Source organism: Arthrobacter sp. NicSoilB11 (assembly GCF_019977375.1).
In the GTDB taxonomy this organism is placed as follows: domain Bacteria; phylum Actinomycetota; class Actinomycetes; order Actinomycetales; family Micrococcaceae; genus Arthrobacter.
Window position 1 is genome coordinate 1,499,544 of the sequence record NZ_AP024657.1, and the last position, 16,860, is coordinate 1,516,403.

Below are 16,860 nucleotides of genomic sequence, written 5' to 3' on the forward strand. Positions count from 1 at the left end.
GCGCGCATCGAAAGGTAGCAATGACCCCGTCCGCCCCGATCCTCCGCACTGTTTCGACGACGTCATCAGCAGCTGTCCTTGCCCTGGCCCTCGGCTTGTTTTCCACCGGTCCCGCGCTGGCTGCAACCGCGGACCCCTCTCCGACGGCAGGCACCCAGGCCCCACCAGACTGCGGTCTTGTCTGCGTGCCCATCCTTGCCGACAACCCCGACCCCGGCCGGCCCCGCAAATCCAAGGAGGCTGCCCAGCCGCCGGCCCAGCCGGCGCCACCCGCCGAGCCTCCCGCCCAGCCACTCCAGCCGCAGCCAACGGAGCCAGCCGCGCAGCCGCAGGCAGGCACTCCCGAACCGGCCGGGCCTCCCGCCACGGCAGCGGAACTCCCGGATGGGTCCGCCACCGGAACCACGTCACCCGCTGCCGGCTACCGGCCGCCGACCGGCCCCTCCAGCGGGGTGGACTGGAACAGCCCGGTCAACCGGACTCCCGGGCCTGCCCGGATGGCTGCCGCTGCTGCCCCTGCCCGTGACGAGGGCCCCGGCGGACCTGCGCTCCTGCCCATCGCCCTTGGAACGCTGCTGGTGGGCGTTTCCGCGGGCGCCTTCGCCTGGTGGAACCGAAACCGGAACCGGCTGCGCTCGCACTGACAGCGTTCACGCCGCCCTGCCCGCTGGCTGTCGCAGGTGTAAGGCAAGATAGGTCTGTGAGCACAGGACCAGGACCCGCAGAACAGACCGCCACCCGAACCGCGGAACCACACGAGCCCGAAGCCGTTCCCACCGAAGCCATCCGCGAGGAATACGAAAACCTCGCGGACCTGGTGCGGAAGTACCGGTTCGCGTACTACCAGGAGGACGCACCCCTGGTTTCGGACGCCGAGTTCGACACCCTCTTCCGCCGCCTCGAGGAGATCGAGGCGCTGCATCCGGAACTGGTGGCCAACGACTCGCCAACGCAGGAAGTGGGCGGCGAAGTATCCGCCGCCTTCGCGCCCGTGGAGCACCTGCAGCGGATGTACAGCCTGGAAGACGTCTTCTCGCTGGACGAGCTTGAGGCCTGGCTCAACCGGGCCGAGGCCAGCATCGAAAAAATCGGGGACGGCGGCACCAAGGCAGCCTGGCTTACCGAACTCAAGATCGATGGCCTTGCTGTCAACCTCCTGTACCGCGACGGCAGACTGGTGCGGGCTGCCACCCGCGGCGATGGAACCACGGGCGAGGACATCACCCACAACCTGCTCACCATCAAGGAAATCCCGCAGGAACTGCGCGGCAGCGGTTTCCCCGCCGAAATGGAGGTGCGCGGGGAGGTCTTCATCCCCTCCAAGGCGTTCGCGGAGTTCAACGAGGCCCTGATCGAAGCCGGCAAGGCACCGCTGGCCAATCCCCGCAACGCGGCCGCCGGTTCCCTGCGGCAGAAGGACCCCGCGGAGACGGCCAAGCGGCCGCTGAAGATGTTCGTCCACGGCATCGGCGCCCGCGAGGGGCTCGCGGCCGGCAGCCAGTCGGAAACATACGGGCTGCTCAAGGAGTGGGGCCTGCCGGTCAGCCCGTACTTCGAGGTGCTGGAGACCAGGGAAGACGTCCTTGGCTTCATCAAGCGCTACGGGGACCAGCGCCATAAGCTGCTCCACGAAATCGACGGCATCGTGATCAAGGTGGACGACTTTGCCACCCAGCGGGCCCTGGGCAACACCACCCGCGTTCCGCGCTGGGCCGTGGCCTACAAGTACCCGCCGGAGGAAGTCCACACCAAGCTGCTGGACATCCAGGTCAACGTGGGCCGAACCGGCCGCGTCACCCCCTACGGGGTCATGGAGCCGGTCAAGGTGGCCGGCTCCACGGTGGAAATGGCCACCCTGCACAACCAGGACGTGGTCAAGGCCAAAGGCGTCAAGATCGGCGACATCGTGGTCCTGCGGAAGGCGGGCGACGTCATCCCCGAAATCGTGGGCCCGGTGCTGGCCCTCCGGGACCAGCAGGACCCGCCCGTGCGGGATTTCGTGATGCCCACCGAATGTCCATCCTGCGGTACTCCGCTGGCCCCGGCCAAGGAGGGGGACGTGGATGTCCGCTGCCCCAACGCCAGGTCCTGCCCGTCGCAGCTTCGTGAGCGGGTGTTCCACGTAGCGGGCCGTGGCGCCTTCGACATCGAGGCCCTGGGCTGGGAAGCGGCCATTGCGCTGACCCAGCCGGCCGAACCTGATGTTCCGCCCCTGGCCTCCGAAGCCGGACTGTTCGACCTCACCCCCGAGGACCTGGCCGGCGTCCGGATCCGGAGGGAGAAGAAAACCAAGGGCGTTCCCACCGGCGACTACGAGCTGGTGCCGTACTTCTTCAGCAAGGGCACGGCCAAGTCGCCGTCCAGGCCCACCGCCACCACGCAGAAGCTGTTCAAGGAACTCGAAAAGGCCAAGACCCAGCCCCTGTGGCGGGTGCTGGTTGCCCTGTCCATCCGGCACGTGGGCCCGCGGGCGTCCCGGGCCCTGGCCCAGGCGTTCGGCTCCATGGACCGCATCCGGGCAGCGTCGGAGGAGGAGCTGGCCCATGTGGACGGCGTGGGTCCCACCATCGCCGCCGCGCTGAAGGAATGGTTCGCGGAGGACTGGCATCTTGAAATCATCGACCGCTGGGCCGCCGCCGGGGTGCGCATGGAGGACGAACGGGACGAATCCATGCCGCGCACGCTCGAAGGGCTGACGGTGGTGGTCACCGGCTCGCTGCCCAATTTCAGCCGCGACGAGGCCAAGGAGGCCATCCTGCTCCGCGGCGGAAAGGCGGCCGGTTCCGTTTCGAAAAACACCAGTTACGTGGTGGCCGGCGAAAGTGCCGGCAGCAAGCTGGACAAAGCAGAGCAGCTGGGGATTCCAGTGCTGGACGAGGACGGGTTCCGGCAATTGCTCGACGGCGGCCCGGCAGCCCTGGGGGATGCGACAGCCCTGGGGGATGCGGCAGCCCTGGGGGATGCGGCAGCGCCGGGAGCGGACGGGGACGCCAACGGGGAAGCGGCCGTACCGGCCGCAGTGGAGGAGAACGCATGACGTCCGCATCGGAACTGCTGGAGGTCGCCAAACAGGCAGCCGCTGCCGGTGCCAGGGTCCTTTCCGGCCGGGACGGCACCGCGCTGGACGCCAGCAACAAGGGGGCGGCCGGGGACTGGGTGACGGCCTTCGACGTCGCCGCCGAAAACGCGGTGCGGGACGTCATTGCCGCGGCCCGCCCGGGGGACAGCATCACCGGCGAGGAACAGGGCACCACCCGCCCCGCCGATCCCACCGGCTACCGCTGGTCCATCGACCCGCTGGACGGCACCACCAACTTCATCCGCAACATCGTCTACTACGCCACCTCCGTGGCTGTTGCCGACTCCGACGGCGCCTGGCTGGCCGGCGTGGTCAACGCCCCGGCGCTGGGCCGGATCTACTACGCCGCCCGCGGCCGGGGTGCCTGGCTGGAGGAGCGCGGAACCACCACCAGGCTTGAGGGCCCGGTCCCGGGCCGGACCGGGCAGATCCTGGCCACCGGATTCAGTTACGAACCCGGCATCCGCTCCCAGCAGGCTGCCGCCTTCGCCACCCTGATGGATGGGTTTGCCGATGTCCGCCGGCTTGGTTCCGCGGCCCTGGACCTGTGCATGGTGGCGGACGGAACGCATGACGCCTACGGCGAGAGGGGCCTGAACGAGCACGATTTCTCGGCCGGGGCGCTGATCGCGGAGGAAGCCGGCTGCTGGGTGCGCAGGCCACGCCTGACCAGCCCGCTCGACGGCGGTCCCACCGATGAGGAGCGGCTCGACGCTTGGACGTGCGCGGCCAGCCTGGAGCTGAGCGGCAAGTTTCCGCTCTAGGCGGCGCGGGAAGCCGGGCCGGCTCTGCAACACTGGCTCTGCAACACCGGCTCTGCAACACCGGCACTGCCCACTGGTACTGCACTGGTACTGCACTGGTACCGCTCACCCGTTCTGATAGTTCGATCACGGAAAGCGCGTTTCCGCCGGAACCTGGGCCGGGCGGCCACTACCATTGACGGGTGCAGCAGCAGCCAACCATCCGTCCCGCCGTCGAAGTCGACTTCCCGGCCATCGCCCGGATCACCGGCGACTCCTATCTCTCCGCAGGCTACTTCGACGACCCCGCCCATCCGTACATGGTCAAGATCATGGACGTTGCTGAACGGGCCCAACAGGCCACCATCTGGGTAGCCGAACGGGAGGGAACCGTCATCGGCTCCGTCACGCTGGCGCTCGCCGGGGAACCCTACGCGGACATTGCCCTGCCGGACGAGCTGGAATTCCGCATGCTGGTGGTGGACCCTGCCGTCCAGCGCAGCGGCGCCGGCCGGGCCATGGTGGAGGCGATCATCGATTATGCCCGTACCCTTCCGGGCATCCGCGCGGTGGCCCTGACCACGGGGAAAGACTGGGAAAGCGCGCACGGCCTGTACCGCAGGACCGGCTTCCACCGGGTGGCTGAACGGGACTGGTTCGTTCCCGGAACCGACACAAAACTGCTGGTTTACCGGCGCGACCTGTAGCAGCCCTACAGTGGTGGCGACCCATTCCAGCTTTGAAAGGCCACCCATGCGCAAAACCTTCGGCAGCGGATCCGTCTGGGAACAGACCCTCGGCTACTCCCGTGCCGTCCAGGTGGACAACACCCTCTACATTTCCGCAACCGCGGCAAGCGGTGACGACGGGATCGTGGGGGACGACTTCTACACCCAGACCCAGTACATCCTGCAGAAGCTCGGCAAGGTCCTGGCCGACGCCGGCTTCGGCTACGAGGACGTGGTGCAGTCCAAGCTGTACCTGACGGACATCAGCAAATGGGAAGAGGCCGGCCGGGCGCACGGCGAGGTGTTCGGTGACATCCGCCCCACCCTCTCCCTGGTCCACGTGCTGCCGTTCCTGGATCCGAAGATGCTTGTCGAGATCGAACTCGTCGCCCAGAAAGCTGCCTGACGCTCTCCCTGGACTACCGCGCCGGCCGGCCGTACCGGTGTTCCGGCCTGCCGGTGGTGCCGTAGCGGAGCTGGATGTCCACCGCGCCGTCGTCGGCCAGGGAGGACAGGTACCGCTGGGCGGTGGCCCGGGAGACGCCCACCCGGGAGGCCACTTCCGCGGCCGAGTACTGCTCACCGGGGGCCAGGGACTCCAGCACTGCCGCTTCGGTGGCGGAGCGGGGTTTCGACGACGGCGTGACATCACCCGGAATCAGGGAACGTTTTGCACGTTCCACCGCCTCCTGGTCCAGTGCCCCCGGCTGGCCCAGGAGGCGCCGGTACCGGGCATAGGAGCGCAGCTGCTGGGACAGCGACTCCGCAGCGAAGGGCTTGAGCAGGTATCCCAGCGCTCCCCGGCGGAACGCCACCCGGAGGGACGAGGCATCGGAGGCGGCGCTGAGGATGATGGTGTCCACATCCAGTTGCTGCAGCAGGTCCAGGCCCGATGCATCCGGCAGGTACACGTCCAGCAGCACCAGGTCCGGCCGCAGGCTGTGGATGGCCTGCAGCGCCAGGGAGGCAGTGCCCACGGGCGCCAGCGCCAGGAACCCTGCCACCGAGTCGACATACGTTGCGTGGAGCTTGGCCACATGGAAGTCGTCGTCCACGATCAGGACCCGAAAATCGTCAGCCATTCTCATCCTTTCCGGCTGCCCCCGGGGTTGTGGCGGCGGGCTTTCCCGCCGTCGTCTGCGGAAGGGTCGCCATGAACACGGCGCCCGGCCCGCCCTTGGTTCCGCGCTCCAGCACTTTCACGTCGCCGCCGCGGCGCCGTGCCAGCTGGCGCGCGAGAGCCAGTCCGAAGCCCTGTCCGCCACCTGCCCGGACAGGGCCGGAGGCCGTGGTGAAACCCTCGGCAAACACGCCCTCCGCGTCTGTGCCTTCTGCCAGCCCGTCACCCGAGTCCGCCACCACGATATGCAGCGTTCCGCCGTCGTCGGCCGGCTCATCCAGGACCTCAAGCTCAACCCAGCGCTCCGTTGATGACCCGGCAACGGCGGCGTTGACGGCGTTGTCGATCAGGTTGCCCAGCACCGTGGTCACGTCCTGGGCTTCGGTGACCTGCCCCCTGACCAGGGTCTCCGGGCCGATGCGGAGCGCAACGCCGCGCTCGTCCGCCTCCACGCCCTTGGCGCCGACGAAGGCCTGGAGATACGGGTCCTGTAACAGTTCCGCCTGGTCCACCGGGAACTTCAGCGGACCGGTGGCGGCCAACCGGGCAAGGTAGTCCCGTGCCTCCTGGTGCTGCCCGATGCCCAGGAAGCCGGCCAGGGTGTGCAGCTGGTTGGCGAACTCGTGCCGCTGGGCACGCAGTGCGGTGGACATGGTTCCCACGGCGTCCAACTGGCGGGTCAGCTGCTGCAGCTCGGTGCGGTCCCGCAGCATGATCACCCAGCCCAGGTCCTCCCGGCGGTGCAGCGCCTTGCGGGCGTTCGCCACCAGGACCCGGCCACCGGCCACCAGTTCCAGCGCATCCACGGCCGGACCGGCGGAGTTTGCAGCAGTCACGGCGCCTGGAACTGCCACAGCGCCTGGAACTGCCACAGTGCCTGCCGCGGTCCGCGTAAGGGACTTCAACTGCTCCGGAACCGGGGCATCCTCCCACCGGGTGCCGGACAGATCCGGCAACTCCAGCAGGCGCTGCGCCGCGGCGTTGAAGACGCTCACCCGGCCGTCGGCACTGACGCCGATGACGCCGTCGTCCACGCCCTGCAGCACCGCCACCTGGTCGTGGACCAGCGTGCTGATCTCTTCCGGCTCCAGGCCAAGGGTGAGCCGCTGCAGGCGGCGGCGCAGCAGGAAGGACCCCAGGATCCCGGCCAGCAGGGCACCCGCGGCAGTCAGCGCCACCGGCCCGATGTCGCGGGCCACGCTCTGGGCCACCGTCTCCATGGAGTAGCCCACGCTCACCTCTCCCACCACCGTGGTGCTGCCGGGCGCATACACGGGAACCTTGGCGCCCGCGGAGGGGCCCAGGGTTCCGGTGTTCCGGGTGGTGATCTCCTGGCCGGACAGCGCCTCGGACGGGTCCGTGCTGACTTTCTCACCCAGCCGCTGGGGATCGGGATGGGCCAGCCTGATCCCGGTTTCGTCGGTGATCACCACGAACAGCGCTCCGGTCCGGGTCCGCGCTGCCTCGGCTGCTGACTGGAGCGGCCCGGCCAGAAGCTCGCCGGGCGGGGGAGTGCCGGGCTGGTCACTGATGGCCAGCACGTCGGCCCTGACCTGCGGATCCGAGGCAACGGTGCGCGCCAGCGTCAGGGCCTGGTTTTCGGCGTCGCTGCCAACCCGGTCGTACGTCAGCCAGGCATGCACGGTGGCGCTGAGCAGCACCACCAGCAGCACCACCGCCAGCTGCAGCAGCAGCGTCTGGGTGGAAAACCGCAGCGGCGGCCGGGGCACGGAACGCTGCATTCATCCTCCTTGACGGTGTATTGGCAGTGTATTGGCAGGGGTGTGTTTGCGTAGGATGCGGGTGCGGTCGAGCCGGTGGTTTCAGCGCATCAGGCCCGTGAGCACAATGAGCAAAATGCTCCCAATAAGCAGTATGCCAATCAATTGAGCCAAAGGCACTGCCGTGACGGACGCCACCCTACAGTCTGTAGCACGCATCACAACGCTGTGGTGCTGTTCACAAGAAGGAGCCGGCTGTGCTGGTAATACTTGGATTCGCCATGATCGCGGTATTCATGGTGCTGATCATGACGAAGAAGTTGACGCCAGTGCTGGCGTTGATCATTGTCCCTACTGTTTTTGGCCTTTTTGCCGGTGCCGGCCTCGGCATTGGCGACATGGTGATGGACTCCATGAAGTCCATGACCTCCACCGCGGCGCTGCTGATGTTCGCCATCATCTACTTCGGCCTGATGATCGACGTCGGGCTCTTTGACCCGCTGGTGAAGTTCATCCTCCGCAAGCTGGGCAACGACCCCGCCAAGGTTGTCCTGGGCACCGCCATCCTGGCGGCCGCCGTGTCGCTGGATGGCGACGGGTCCACCACGTTCATCCTCACCACGGCCGCCATGCTGCCGGTCTACCTGCGCCTCAAGATGAGCCCCGTGGTCCTCACCTGCGTGGCCGGCCTGGCCAACGGCACCATGAACATCCTGCCGTGGGGCGGCCCCACCGCCCGCGCCGCCACCGCCCTGAAGATCGACGTCAATGACGTCTTCGTCCCCATGATCCCGTCCCTGGTGGCCGGCCTGGTGGTCGTGTTCGCCTTCGCCTGGCTGCTGGGCCTGCAGGAGCGCAACCGCCTCCGTGCCACCGCTCCGGAAATCTGGGGCGTCCCGGAGACGGCGGCAGGGTTTGACGGAATGTCCGCCGGCGGTGCCTCCGCCGGCGGAACCGGCGGCACGGGTGCCGGAACCGGCCGCGGACGCCAGGGCAACCCCGGCGGAGCAGCCCCCGCCGTCGACGGCTCCCCGGCAGGATCCTCCGTGGCCGTACTGGACCGCGCCGACACCCTCATTGAGGACAGCGGCGCCGGACTCACCGACACCGCCCTTGACCCGAACCGCTCCACCCTTCGCCCCAAGCTGTTTTGGTTCAACCTGGCCCTGACCGTCGCCGTCATGGTGGTGCTCGTAGCCAACATCATCCCGCTGCCGTTCGTCTTCATGGTGGGGGCCGCAGTCGCCCTGCTGGTCAACTTCCCCAAGGTCAAGGACCAGGGCGCCCAGCTGATCGCCCACGCCCCCTCCATCGTTGCCGTGGTCAGCATGGTCATGGCCGCAGCCGTCCTCACCGGCGTCCTCAAGGGCACGGGCATGGTGGAAGCGATGTCCGCATGGCTGGTCCAGATCATCCCGTCCTCCATGGGCCCGTTCATGGCGGTCATCACCGGCATCCTGAGCATCCCCATGACGTTCTTCATGAGCAACGACGCCTTCTACTTCGGCGTCCTGCCGGTGCTGAGCGAGACCGCCGCCCACTACGGCGTTGGCGCCGCTGACATGGCCCGTGCCTCCATCACCGGCCAGCCGTTCCACCTGCAGAGCCCGCTGGTCCCTGCCATCCTGCTGCTGGTTTCGCTGGCCAAGGTGGACCTCGGTGACCACCACAAGAAGGTCCTGTGGCGCACTGCCGTCATCTCCCTGGTAATGCTCGGCGTCGGGCTGCTGACTGGAGCCATTGGTATCGGTTAGTCTTTAGCTGCCCGCGCTCCTGTCCCCGAGGCAGGACCGGGTAGGTAAGGTGCCCGTCTGACGCCCGCTGGGGGCCGTCAGACGGGCATCTGCGTTTCCGCACTAGACTGGATCGGAAAACAATCCGAACTTTGCAGGGGAGATCCATGGCTGCGATCAACCGTGACGACGTCGCGCATCTCGCGCGGCTCGCTCACATCGAGATGAGTGCCGAAGAGCTGGACAGGATGGCCGGCGAGCTCGCCGTCATCGTCGAGTCGGTCAAGTCCGTCAGTGAGGCCGCCGGGGATGACGTCCCGGCCACGTCCCACCCCATTCCGCTCACCAACGTGTTCCGCGACGACGTTGTTGGACACACCTTCACGGCGGAACAGGCACTCTCCGGCGCCCCGGATTCCGATGACAACCGTTTCAAGGTCCCGGCCATCCTGGATGAGGCATAACCATGACTGAACACAACACCGCCGGCACCAGCGCCGACACCCTGATCCGCCTGTCCGCCGCGCAGCTGGCCGAAAAGCTCCACGCCGGCGAGGTCACCGCCGTCGAAGTTACCCAGGCCTACCTGGACCGCATCGCCGCCGTCGACGGCAAGGTCAACGCCTTCCTGCACGTCAACGCCGAGGAAGCGCTCGCCGTCGCCGCCGAGGTGGACGCCATCCGCGCCGCCGGCGGTGCTGAGGCCCAGGCCCTGCACGTCCTGGCCGGCGTCCCCATCGCCGTCAAGGACCTCATCGTCACCATCGGCCAGCCCACCACTGCAGGGTCCAAAATCCTCGAAGGCTGGCACAGCCCGTACGACGCCACCGTGGTGGAGCGCCTGCGCGCCGCGAAGATGCCCATCCTTGGCAAGACCAACCTGGACGAATTCGCCATGGGCTCCTCCACCGAGCACTCGGCCTACGGCCCCACCCGCAACCCCTGGGACCTGGACCGGATCCCCGGCGGCTCCGGCGGTGGCTCGGCTGCGGCGGTTGCCGCCTTCGAAGCGCCTCTCGCCCTGGGAACGGACACCGGTGGCTCCATCCGCCAGCCCGGTGCCGTCACGGGAACCGTTGGCGTGAAGCCCACCTACGGCAGCGTCTCCCGCTACGGTGCCATCGCCATGGCCTCCTCGCTGGACCAGATCGGCCCGGTCACCCGCACCGTGCTGGACTCCGCCCTGCTGCACCAGGTCATCGGCGGCCACGATCCCCGCGACTCCACGTCGCTGCCGGACCCCTTGGCAGACCTCGTGGCTGCCGCGAAGACCGGCAACGTCGATGGCCTGCGGATCGGCATCATCAAGGAACTTCACGGCGAGGGCTACCAGGCCGGCGTCGAAAACCGCTTCAACGACGCCCTGGAGCTGCTCAAGGAAGCCGGCGCGGAGATCGTGGAGGTCTCCTGCCCCAACTTCCAGTACGCCCTGGGCGCCTACTACCTGATCATGCCGTCCGAGGCCTCCTCCAACCTGGCCAAGTTCGACGGCGTCCGGTACGGCCTGCGCGTCCTCCCCGAGGACGGGCCTATGACCATTGAACGCGTCATGGGTGCCACCCGCGCCGCCGGGTTCGGCGACGAGGTCAAGCGCCGCATCATCCTGGGCACCTACGCCCTGTCCGCCGGCTACTACGACGCCTACTACGGCTCGGCCCAGAAGGTCCGCACCCTGGTGCAGCGGGACTTTGACGCCGCCTTTGAACAGGCCGACGTCCTGATTTCACCCACCGCCCCCACCACGGCCTTCCCGCTGGGGGAAAAGCTGGACGATCCGCTGGCCATGTACCTGAACGACGTCGCCACCATCCCCGCCAACCTGGCAGGTGTTCCCGGCCTGTCACTGCCCGGCGGCCTGGCCGACGAGGACGGACTTCCCGTCGGCATCCAGCTGCTGGCCCCGGCCCGCGAGGACGCCCGCCTCTACCGGGTTGGCGCGGTGCTCGAATCGCTGCTCGAAGCCAAGTGGGGCGGCCCGCTGCTGGCCCAGGCTCCCGACCTTGCCGCAGCCGGTACCCTCGAAGCCCAGGAGGCAAAATAATGAACACCGAGGCAATCCTGAGCTTCGAAGAGGCCATGGAGAAGTACGACCCCGTCCTGGGCTTTGAGGTCCACGTGGAGCTCAACACCAAGACCAAGATGTTCTCCTCCGCACCCAACGTTTTCGGCGACGAGCCCAACACCAACGTCAACGAGGTGGACCTGGGCATGCCCGGCGTGCTGCCCGTGGTCAACAAGACGGCGGTGGAGTCCTCCATCAAGATCGGCCTGGCGCTGAACTGCAAGATCGCCGAATCCTGCCGCTTTGCCCGGAAGAACTACTTCTACCCGGACACCCCCAAGAACTTCCAGACCTCCCAGTACGACGAGCCCATCGCGTACGACGGCTACCTGGACGTGGAACTGGAGGACGGCACCGTGTTCCGCGTGGAGATCGAGCGCGCTCACATGGAGGAGGACGCCGGAAAGCTGACCCATATGGGCGGTGCCACCGGCCGCATCCACGGCGCCGACTTTTCGCTGGTGGACTACAACCGTGCCGGCGTCCCGCTGGTGGAAATCGTCACCAAGCCCATCGAGGGCGCCGGCTCCCGCGCCCCGGAACTGGCCAAGGCCTACGTGGCCGCCATCCGCGAGATCGTCAAGAACCTTGGCGTCTCCGATGCCCGCATGGAACGCGGCAACGTGCGGTGCGACGCCAACGTCTCGCTCCGCCCGCACGGCCGGGAACGGTTCGGTATCCGGTCCGAAACCAAGAACGTGAACTCGCTGCGCGCTGTCGAGCACGCCGTCCGCTACGAGATCCAGCGCCACGCCGCCGTCCTGGACTCCGGCAATCCCGTGGTCCAGGAGACCCGGCACTGGCACGAGGACACCCGCACCACCACGTCGGGCCGGCCCAAGTCGGACGCGGACGACTACCGCTACTTCCCGGAACCGGACCTGGTCCCCGTGGTGGCGTCCCGTGAATGGGTGGAGGAACTGCGCGCCACGCTGCCAGAACCGCCGGCCGAGCGCCGCAAGCGGCTCAAGGCCGACTGGGGCTATTCTGACCTGGAATTCCGCGACGTGGTGAACGCCGGCGTCCTGGACGAGATCGAGGAAACCATCGCGGCCGGCGCGTCCGCGTCCGTGGCCCGCAAGTGGTGGATGGGCGAGATCGTGGGCCGCGCCAAGGCCGCCGACGTCGACCCCGGCCAGCTGGGCGTCCAGCCCGCAACCATCGTGGAGCTCAACCGCATGGTGGAGGCCGGCAAGATCAACAACAAGATGGCAACGGAAGTGCTGGACGGCGTGCTCGCCGGCGAAGGCACCCCCGAAGAAATCGTCGAGAAGCGCGGACTCGCCGTGGTTTCCGACGACGGCCCCCTCCTGGAAGCCATCGATGCCGCACTCGCTGCCCAGCCCGACGTCGCGGACAAGATCCGCGGCGGTAAGGTCCAGGCCATCGGCGCCATCGTGGGCGGGGTCATGAAGGCCACCCGCGGACAGGCCGACGCCGCCCGAGTCCGGGAACTGATCCTGGAGAAGCTGGGCGTCACCGTCTAGCACTCCCATACCCAACTGGGTCGCAGCAGATGTCGTTTTGAACGCTGATAACGACATTAACTGCGACCCAGTTGGGCTTTAAGTACTCAGGTGCCGCCGGCTGAAAGTACCCGTGGCTGCGCGTCCGCGGCGGACTTACACTTGAGCCCACGGGGCGCTGGTGCCCCGGCGGCGTGCGGGAGGAACAACCATGGTGGCAAGGGAACCGATGAGGGCGCGCAAGGCATTGCTTGCCGGGGCAGTGGCACTGGCGTTGACGGGTACAGGGACGGCCCTGGCGTGGTCCGCCACGGGCACGCCGACGCCGTCGCCCTCGCAAACGGCACCAGGCAAAGACACGGCACCAGGCAAAGACACTGCACCCGGCCAGCAGGACAAGAAGGACCAACAGGACAAGCAGGACAAGAAGGCCCAGCGTCCGCAGGCACTCCACGGCGAGGGCGTGGTCAAGAACGCCGACGGCACGTTCCAGACCGTCCTGGAACAGCGTGGCACGGTGGAATCGGTCAGCGATTCGGCCATCACCGTCAAGAGCGAGGACGGCTACTCCCAGACCTACGCCGTCAACGCCGATACCAGGATCACCATGTTTCCAACAGGCGACGACGGCAAGCGGCTTATGCCGACGGACGGAACCACCGCAGACATCGCCGCCGGGGACACAGTACGCATCTCCGGCACCAAGGACGGGGACAAGGCAGCAGCAAAACGGATCGTGAAGGGCGCCGGTGACGGGCCTGGCCTTGGATTGGGACGCGGCCACGGCCTTGGACACAAGATGGGCAAGGGGAACCACCAGGACGACGAAGGGGCATAGCGTCCGGTTGCCCCTTGAGCTGCCCCTCCAGCGCGGGTTGAGCCCAGGTCAGCCCTGCCGCACCAGTCCGGCCATGATGTCCTCCAGCGCCTCGCAGACCATCACCACCGCCCGCCGTTTCAGGTTTTCCGGCCTGGCCAGCAGGTCTATCCTGCGGCGCGTGCTGATGCCTTCCAGGGGCCGCAGCACAATGCCCGGGTTCAGGACCGGCCCTGCCGTATACCTGGGCAGCAGCCCCACCACGCCGCCCGCGGCCACGAGCGCCGCCACCGTGAAGTAGTCGTTGATGCGGTGGACGATGTTTGGCTCCCGGCTGGACACGGCAGCGACGGCAGACAGGACATCGGCGGGGGAGTAGCCGGGGTGGCTGGTCACCCAGGCCTCGGCGCCGACGTCGTCCGCCGTGACCGTATCTTTTTGGGCCAACGGGTGGCCGGCGGGCAGTGCCACGTCCAGGGGCTCGTGCGCCAGCGGGATCACGGCCACGCGTTCCGCGGGCCAGCGGGGACTGTGGTCCATGCGGTGCGCCAGGACCAGGTCGTACCGGGCGGTGAGGGCAGGGAAGTCCTGCTGGGCAACATCCTCATCGGACAGTTCGATCCGGGGGTGTTCCGGCCGGTCCAGCATCCGTGCCAGCGGCGCGAACAGCGCCTGCCCGGCACTGTGGAAGCCGCTGAGCGTCACCCGGCCAGCCGGCGAGTGGTGGTAGGTGCCCAGGGCTCCGCGGGCGTCGGCCATGGCGCTGACGACGGCGGCGCCTGCGTCGGCGAGCACTTGGCCGGCTTCCGTGAGCACCAGGTTCCGGCCCTCCTTGCGTGTCAGCGGCACCTCGACTGTGCGCTGCAGGTGGGCCAGTTGCTGCGAGACCGCAGACGGGGTCACCATGAGGGTGTCTGCTACGGCCTTCACGCTCCCCAGGGCGCCCAGTTCACGCAGGATCTCCAGCTGATGTATCTCCACCCCGCCAGTCTAATCATTAGCAATTCCTAAATCGTTGATTGAGAAAATTCCTGTTGTGCTAACGCTTCGCCGAGGCTTCAATGAGGAGGACAAGACCTCCAGATCTGAATGCCAAGAAGTAAGGACGCCAATGAAGGCCCTGTACAAGCCCGGCCCGCAGGCCGGATTCGAACTCGTCGACAGGCCCGAGCCGGAGGCCGGTCCGGCGGACGTGAAGATCCGGGTCATGACCACCGGGATCTGCGGCACGGACCTGCACATCCAGTCCTGGGACTCCTGGGCCCAGGGGATCATCGAAGCGCCCCTCATCGCCGGCCACGAGTTCTACGGCGAAGTGGTGGAGGTGGGCGAAGACGTCCGCGAAGTCAAGGTTGGCGACAGGGTCTCCGGGGAAGGCCACGTGGTGTGCGGCATTTGCCGGAACTGCCGCGCAGGACGCCGCCAGATGTGCATCCACACGGTCAGCGTGGGGGTCCAGCGCGACGGGGCTTTCGCCGAGTACGTGGTGATCCCCGAGACCAACGCGTGGGTCCACCACGACGCCTCCGTCACGCCCGAACTTGGCGCCATCTTCGACCCCTTCGGCAACGCCGTGCACACCGCACTGAGCTTCCCGCTGGTGGGGGAGGACGTCCTCATCACCGGGGCCGGCCCCATTGGCCTGATGGCAGTCGCCGTCGCCCGCCACGCCGGAGCCCGCAAGATCGCCATCACCGACGTTTCCCGGCCCCGGCTGGACCTGGCCCGGCAGCTCGGGGCCGACCTCGCCATCGATGTCTCCACCACGCGGGTCCGCGACGCCCAGCGCGAGCTCGGCATGCGCGAAGGCTTCGACGTCGGAATGGAAATGTCCGGCCACCCCTCCGCCCTGCCTGAGATGATCGACAACATGAACCACGGCGGCCGGATCGCCATGCTGGGGCTGCCCAGCCAGGAAATCATCATCGACTGGGGCAAAGTGGTCACCCACATGCTGACCCTGAAGGGCATCTATGGCCGGGAGATGTACGAAACCTGGTACGCCATGAGCGCCATGCTCTCATCCAACCCGGTGCTCCATGCGGGCATCTCCGCCGTGGTCACGGACACGCTTCCCGCCACGGACTGGGAGAAGGGCTTCGACATTGCCCGCAGCGGCGTGGGCGGCAAAGTAGTCCTCGACTGGACCCGACTGTAAGGAAACCCATGTACACCTCCATCAAGGACCAGCTTCGCGACGAGCTGGAGGAAATCCGCACCGCCGGGCTCTACAAGACTGAACGCAGCATCAGCTCGCCGCAGTCCAGCCACATCACTGCCGGACAGATCGGCGCGCCGGGTGCCGACGTGCTGAACTTCTGCGCCAACAATTACCTGGGCCTGGCCGACCACCCGGACATCATCAATGCAGCCAAGGCCGCCATGGATGAGCGCGGCTTCGGCATGGCCAGTGTCCGTTTCATCTGCGGAACCCAGGACCTGCACCTCAAACTTGAGGCCAGGGTTTCCGCTTTCCTGGGTACCGAGGACACCATCCTGTTCTCAAGCTGCTTTGACGCCAATGGCGGCGTCTTCGAATCCCTCTTCGGGTCCGAGGATGCGGTCATTTCGGACGCCCTCAACCACGCTTCCATCATCGACGGCATCCGGCTGTGCAAGGCGCGCCGCTACCGCTACGCCAACCAGGACATGGCCGAGCTCGAGGCCCGCCTGCAGGAGGCGCAGGACGCCCGCCGGAAGATCATCGTCACCGACGGCGTGTTTTCAATGGACGGCTACCTGGCTCCGCTCGAGGCCATCTGCGACCTCGCCGAAAAGTACGGCGCCCTGGTGATGGTGGACGACTCCCACGCCGTGGGCTTCATGGGCGCCACCGGCGCGGGCACCCCCGAACACGCCGGCGTGTCCTCCCGCGTGGACATCTACACCGGCACCTTCGGCAAGGCCCTGGGCGGGGCGTCAGGCGGCTACGTGTCCGGCCGCAGGGAGATCATAGCCATGCTGCGGCAGAAGGCGCGCCCCTACCTGTTCTCCAACTCGGTGGCCCCCGCCATTGTGGCCGCCACCCTCAAGGCTCTGGACCTGGTGGAAAACTCGGCCGACCTGCGCCGCCGTCTCTTCGAAAACGCCGAACTGTTCCGCCGCCGCATGACCGGGGAGGGCTTCGACCTGCTGCCCGGCGAACACGCCATCGTGCCGGTGATGTTCGGCGATGCCGTGATGGCCGCCAAGGTTGCCGACCTCATGCTGCAGCACGGCGTCTTCGTCACCGCCTTCAGCTTCCCCGTGGTTCCGCGCGGTGCCGCGAGGATCCGGGTGCAGCTGTCCGCCGCCCATTCAGCGGACGACGTCGAAGCGTGCGTTCGTGCCTTCGTCGCCAGCCGCACCGAAGCAACAGCCTGACGAAAGTTCCACCGGCCACGAACTCTGC

Annotated in this window: 15 protein-coding genes; 12 read left to right on the forward strand and 3 right to left on the reverse strand. The window is 67.5% G+C overall.

Annotation, left to right across the window (positions count from 1 at the left end; genetic code table 11):
* Positions 1-20: 20 nt before the first annotated feature.
* The 5 genes from LDO14_RS06950 (at position 21) to LDO14_RS06970 (ending at position 4,956) form a co-directional block, all read left to right on the forward strand.
* A complete protein-coding gene (locus LDO14_RS06950; RefSeq protein WP_223994567.1) occupies positions 21-644 on the forward strand; it encodes a hypothetical protein in 624 nt (207 codons plus the stop codon).
* A 140-nt stretch (positions 645-784) separates the two neighbouring features.
* The gene (ligA, locus tag LDO14_RS06955) at positions 785-3,037 is read left to right on the forward strand and encodes an NAD-dependent DNA ligase LigA (RefSeq protein ID WP_223995156.1); all 2,253 of its coding nucleotides are present in this window, start codon (positions 785-787) and stop codon (positions 3,035-3,037) included.
* Positions 3,034-3,843 (forward strand): inositol monophosphatase family protein, encoded by an 810-nt coding sequence (locus LDO14_RS06960; protein ID WP_018771887.1) that lies wholly within the window; start codon positions 3,034-3,036, stop codon positions 3,841-3,843. Before ligA ends, LDO14_RS06960 begins: the two co-directional genes overlap by 4 nt.
* A gap of 182 nt (positions 3,844-4,025) precedes the next feature.
* Complete coding sequence (locus LDO14_RS06965; RefSeq protein WP_223994569.1) at positions 4,026-4,529, forward strand: GNAT family N-acetyltransferase; 504 nt, start codon at positions 4,026-4,028, stop codon at positions 4,527-4,529.
* Positions 4,530-4,575: 46 nt separating this feature from the next.
* Positions 4,576-4,956 carry a RidA family protein gene (locus LDO14_RS06970; RefSeq protein ID WP_223994571.1) on the forward strand — a complete coding sequence of 127 codons (381 nt, stop codon included), beginning with the start codon at positions 4,576-4,578 and terminating at the stop codon, positions 4,954-4,956.
* Positions 4,957-4,969: 13 nt separating this feature from the next.
* Here the strand turns inward: LDO14_RS06970 and LDO14_RS06975 are convergent, their stop codons facing one another.
* Together LDO14_RS06975 and LDO14_RS06980 are read right to left on the reverse strand one after the other, a co-directional pair.
* Positions 4,970-5,632: a response regulator gene (locus LDO14_RS06975; RefSeq protein WP_223994573.1), complete on the reverse strand. Its 663-nt coding sequence runs from the start codon at positions 5,630-5,632 to the stop codon at positions 4,970-4,972.
* Positions 5,625-7,412 carry an ATP-binding protein gene (locus LDO14_RS06980; RefSeq protein WP_223994575.1) on the reverse strand — a complete coding sequence of 596 codons (1,788 nt, stop codon included), beginning with the start codon at positions 7,410-7,412 and terminating at the stop codon, positions 5,625-5,627. The genes LDO14_RS06975 and LDO14_RS06980 overlap by 8 nt, the downstream gene beginning before the upstream one ends.
* A gap of 236 nt (positions 7,413-7,648) precedes the next feature.
* On the opposite strand from LDO14_RS06980, the gene LDO14_RS06985 reads away from it, so the two are divergent.
* The 5 genes from LDO14_RS06985 (at position 7,649) to LDO14_RS07005 (ending at position 13,490) form a co-directional block, all read left to right on the forward strand.
* Positions 7,649-9,145: an SLC13 family permease gene (locus LDO14_RS06985; protein ID WP_026266170.1), complete on the forward strand. Its 1,497-nt coding sequence runs from the start codon at positions 7,649-7,651 to the stop codon at positions 9,143-9,145.
* 146 nt (positions 9,146-9,291) lie between these two features.
* Positions 9,292-9,588 carry an Asp-tRNA(Asn)/Glu-tRNA(Gln) amidotransferase subunit GatC gene (gatC, locus tag LDO14_RS06990; protein ID WP_223994577.1) on the forward strand — a complete coding sequence of 99 codons (297 nt, stop codon included), beginning with the start codon at positions 9,292-9,294 and terminating at the stop codon, positions 9,586-9,588.
* 2 nt (positions 9,589-9,590) lie between these two features.
* The gene (gene gatA, locus LDO14_RS06995) at positions 9,591-11,165 is read left to right on the forward strand and encodes an Asp-tRNA(Asn)/Glu-tRNA(Gln) amidotransferase subunit GatA (protein ID WP_018771893.1); all 1,575 of its coding nucleotides are present in this window, start codon (positions 9,591-9,593) and stop codon (positions 11,163-11,165) included.
* Complete coding sequence (gene gatB / locus LDO14_RS07000; protein ID WP_018771894.1) at positions 11,165-12,673, forward strand: Asp-tRNA(Asn)/Glu-tRNA(Gln) amidotransferase subunit GatB; 1,509 nt, start codon at positions 11,165-11,167, stop codon at positions 12,671-12,673. Before gatA ends, gatB begins: the two co-directional genes overlap by 1 nt.
* A gap of 190 nt (positions 12,674-12,863) precedes the next feature.
* A complete protein-coding gene (locus LDO14_RS07005; RefSeq protein WP_018771895.1) occupies positions 12,864-13,490 on the forward strand; it encodes a DUF5666 domain-containing protein in 627 nt (208 codons plus the stop codon).
* A 48-nt stretch (positions 13,491-13,538) separates the two neighbouring features.
* Here the strand turns inward: LDO14_RS07005 and LDO14_RS07010 are convergent, their stop codons facing one another.
* Positions 13,539-14,450: a LysR family transcriptional regulator gene (locus LDO14_RS07010; RefSeq protein WP_018771896.1), complete on the reverse strand. Its 912-nt coding sequence runs from the start codon at positions 14,448-14,450 to the stop codon at positions 13,539-13,541.
* Between the two features lie 130 nt (positions 14,451-14,580).
* On the opposite strand from LDO14_RS07010, the gene tdh reads away from it, so the two are divergent.
* Together tdh and LDO14_RS07020 are read left to right on the forward strand one after the other, a co-directional pair.
* Complete coding sequence (tdh, locus tag LDO14_RS07015; RefSeq protein WP_018771897.1) at positions 14,581-15,627, forward strand: L-threonine 3-dehydrogenase; 1,047 nt, start codon at positions 14,581-14,583, stop codon at positions 15,625-15,627.
* An 8-nt stretch (positions 15,628-15,635) separates the two neighbouring features.
* Complete coding sequence (locus tag LDO14_RS07020) at positions 15,636-16,832, forward strand: glycine C-acetyltransferase (protein ID WP_018771898.1); 1,197 nt, start codon at positions 15,636-15,638, stop codon at positions 16,830-16,832.
* Positions 16,833-16,860: the final 28 nt, after the last annotated feature.

Bases quoted from the DNA above. Each gene is read 5' to 3' on its own strand.
- gatC (WP_223994577.1), top strand. From the start codon at position 9,292: ATGGCTGCGATCAACCGTGACGACGTCGCGCATCTCGCGCGGCTCGCT.
- LDO14_RS06980 (WP_223994575.1), bottom strand. From the start codon at position 7,412: ATGCAGCGTTCCGTGCCCCGGCCGCCGCTGCGGTTTTCCACCCAGACG.
- gatB (WP_018771894.1), top strand. From the start codon at position 11,165: ATGAACACCGAGGCAATCCTGAGCTTCGAAGAGGCCATGGAGAAGTAC.
- LDO14_RS06950 (WP_223994567.1), top strand. From the start codon at position 21: ATGACCCCGTCCGCCCCGATCCTCCGCACTGTTTCGACGACGTCATCA.
- LDO14_RS07005 (WP_018771895.1), top strand. From the start codon at position 12,864: ATGGTGGCAAGGGAACCGATGAGGGCGCGCAAGGCATTGCTTGCCGGG.
- LDO14_RS06970 (WP_223994571.1), top strand. From the start codon at position 4,576: ATGCGCAAAACCTTCGGCAGCGGATCCGTCTGGGAACAGACCCTCGGC.
- LDO14_RS06975 (WP_223994573.1), bottom strand. From the start codon at position 5,632: ATGGCTGACGATTTTCGGGTCCTGATCGTGGACGACGACTTCCATGTG.
- LDO14_RS07020 (WP_018771898.1), top strand. From the start codon at position 15,636: ATGTACACCTCCATCAAGGACCAGCTTCGCGACGAGCTGGAGGAAATC.
- tdh (WP_018771897.1), top strand. From the start codon at position 14,581: ATGAAGGCCCTGTACAAGCCCGGCCCGCAGGCCGGATTCGAACTCGTC.
- gatA (WP_018771893.1), top strand. From the start codon at position 9,591: ATGACTGAACACAACACCGCCGGCACCAGCGCCGACACCCTGATCCGC.
- LDO14_RS06960 (WP_018771887.1), top strand. From the start codon at position 3,034: ATGACGTCCGCATCGGAACTGCTGGAGGTCGCCAAACAGGCAGCCGCT.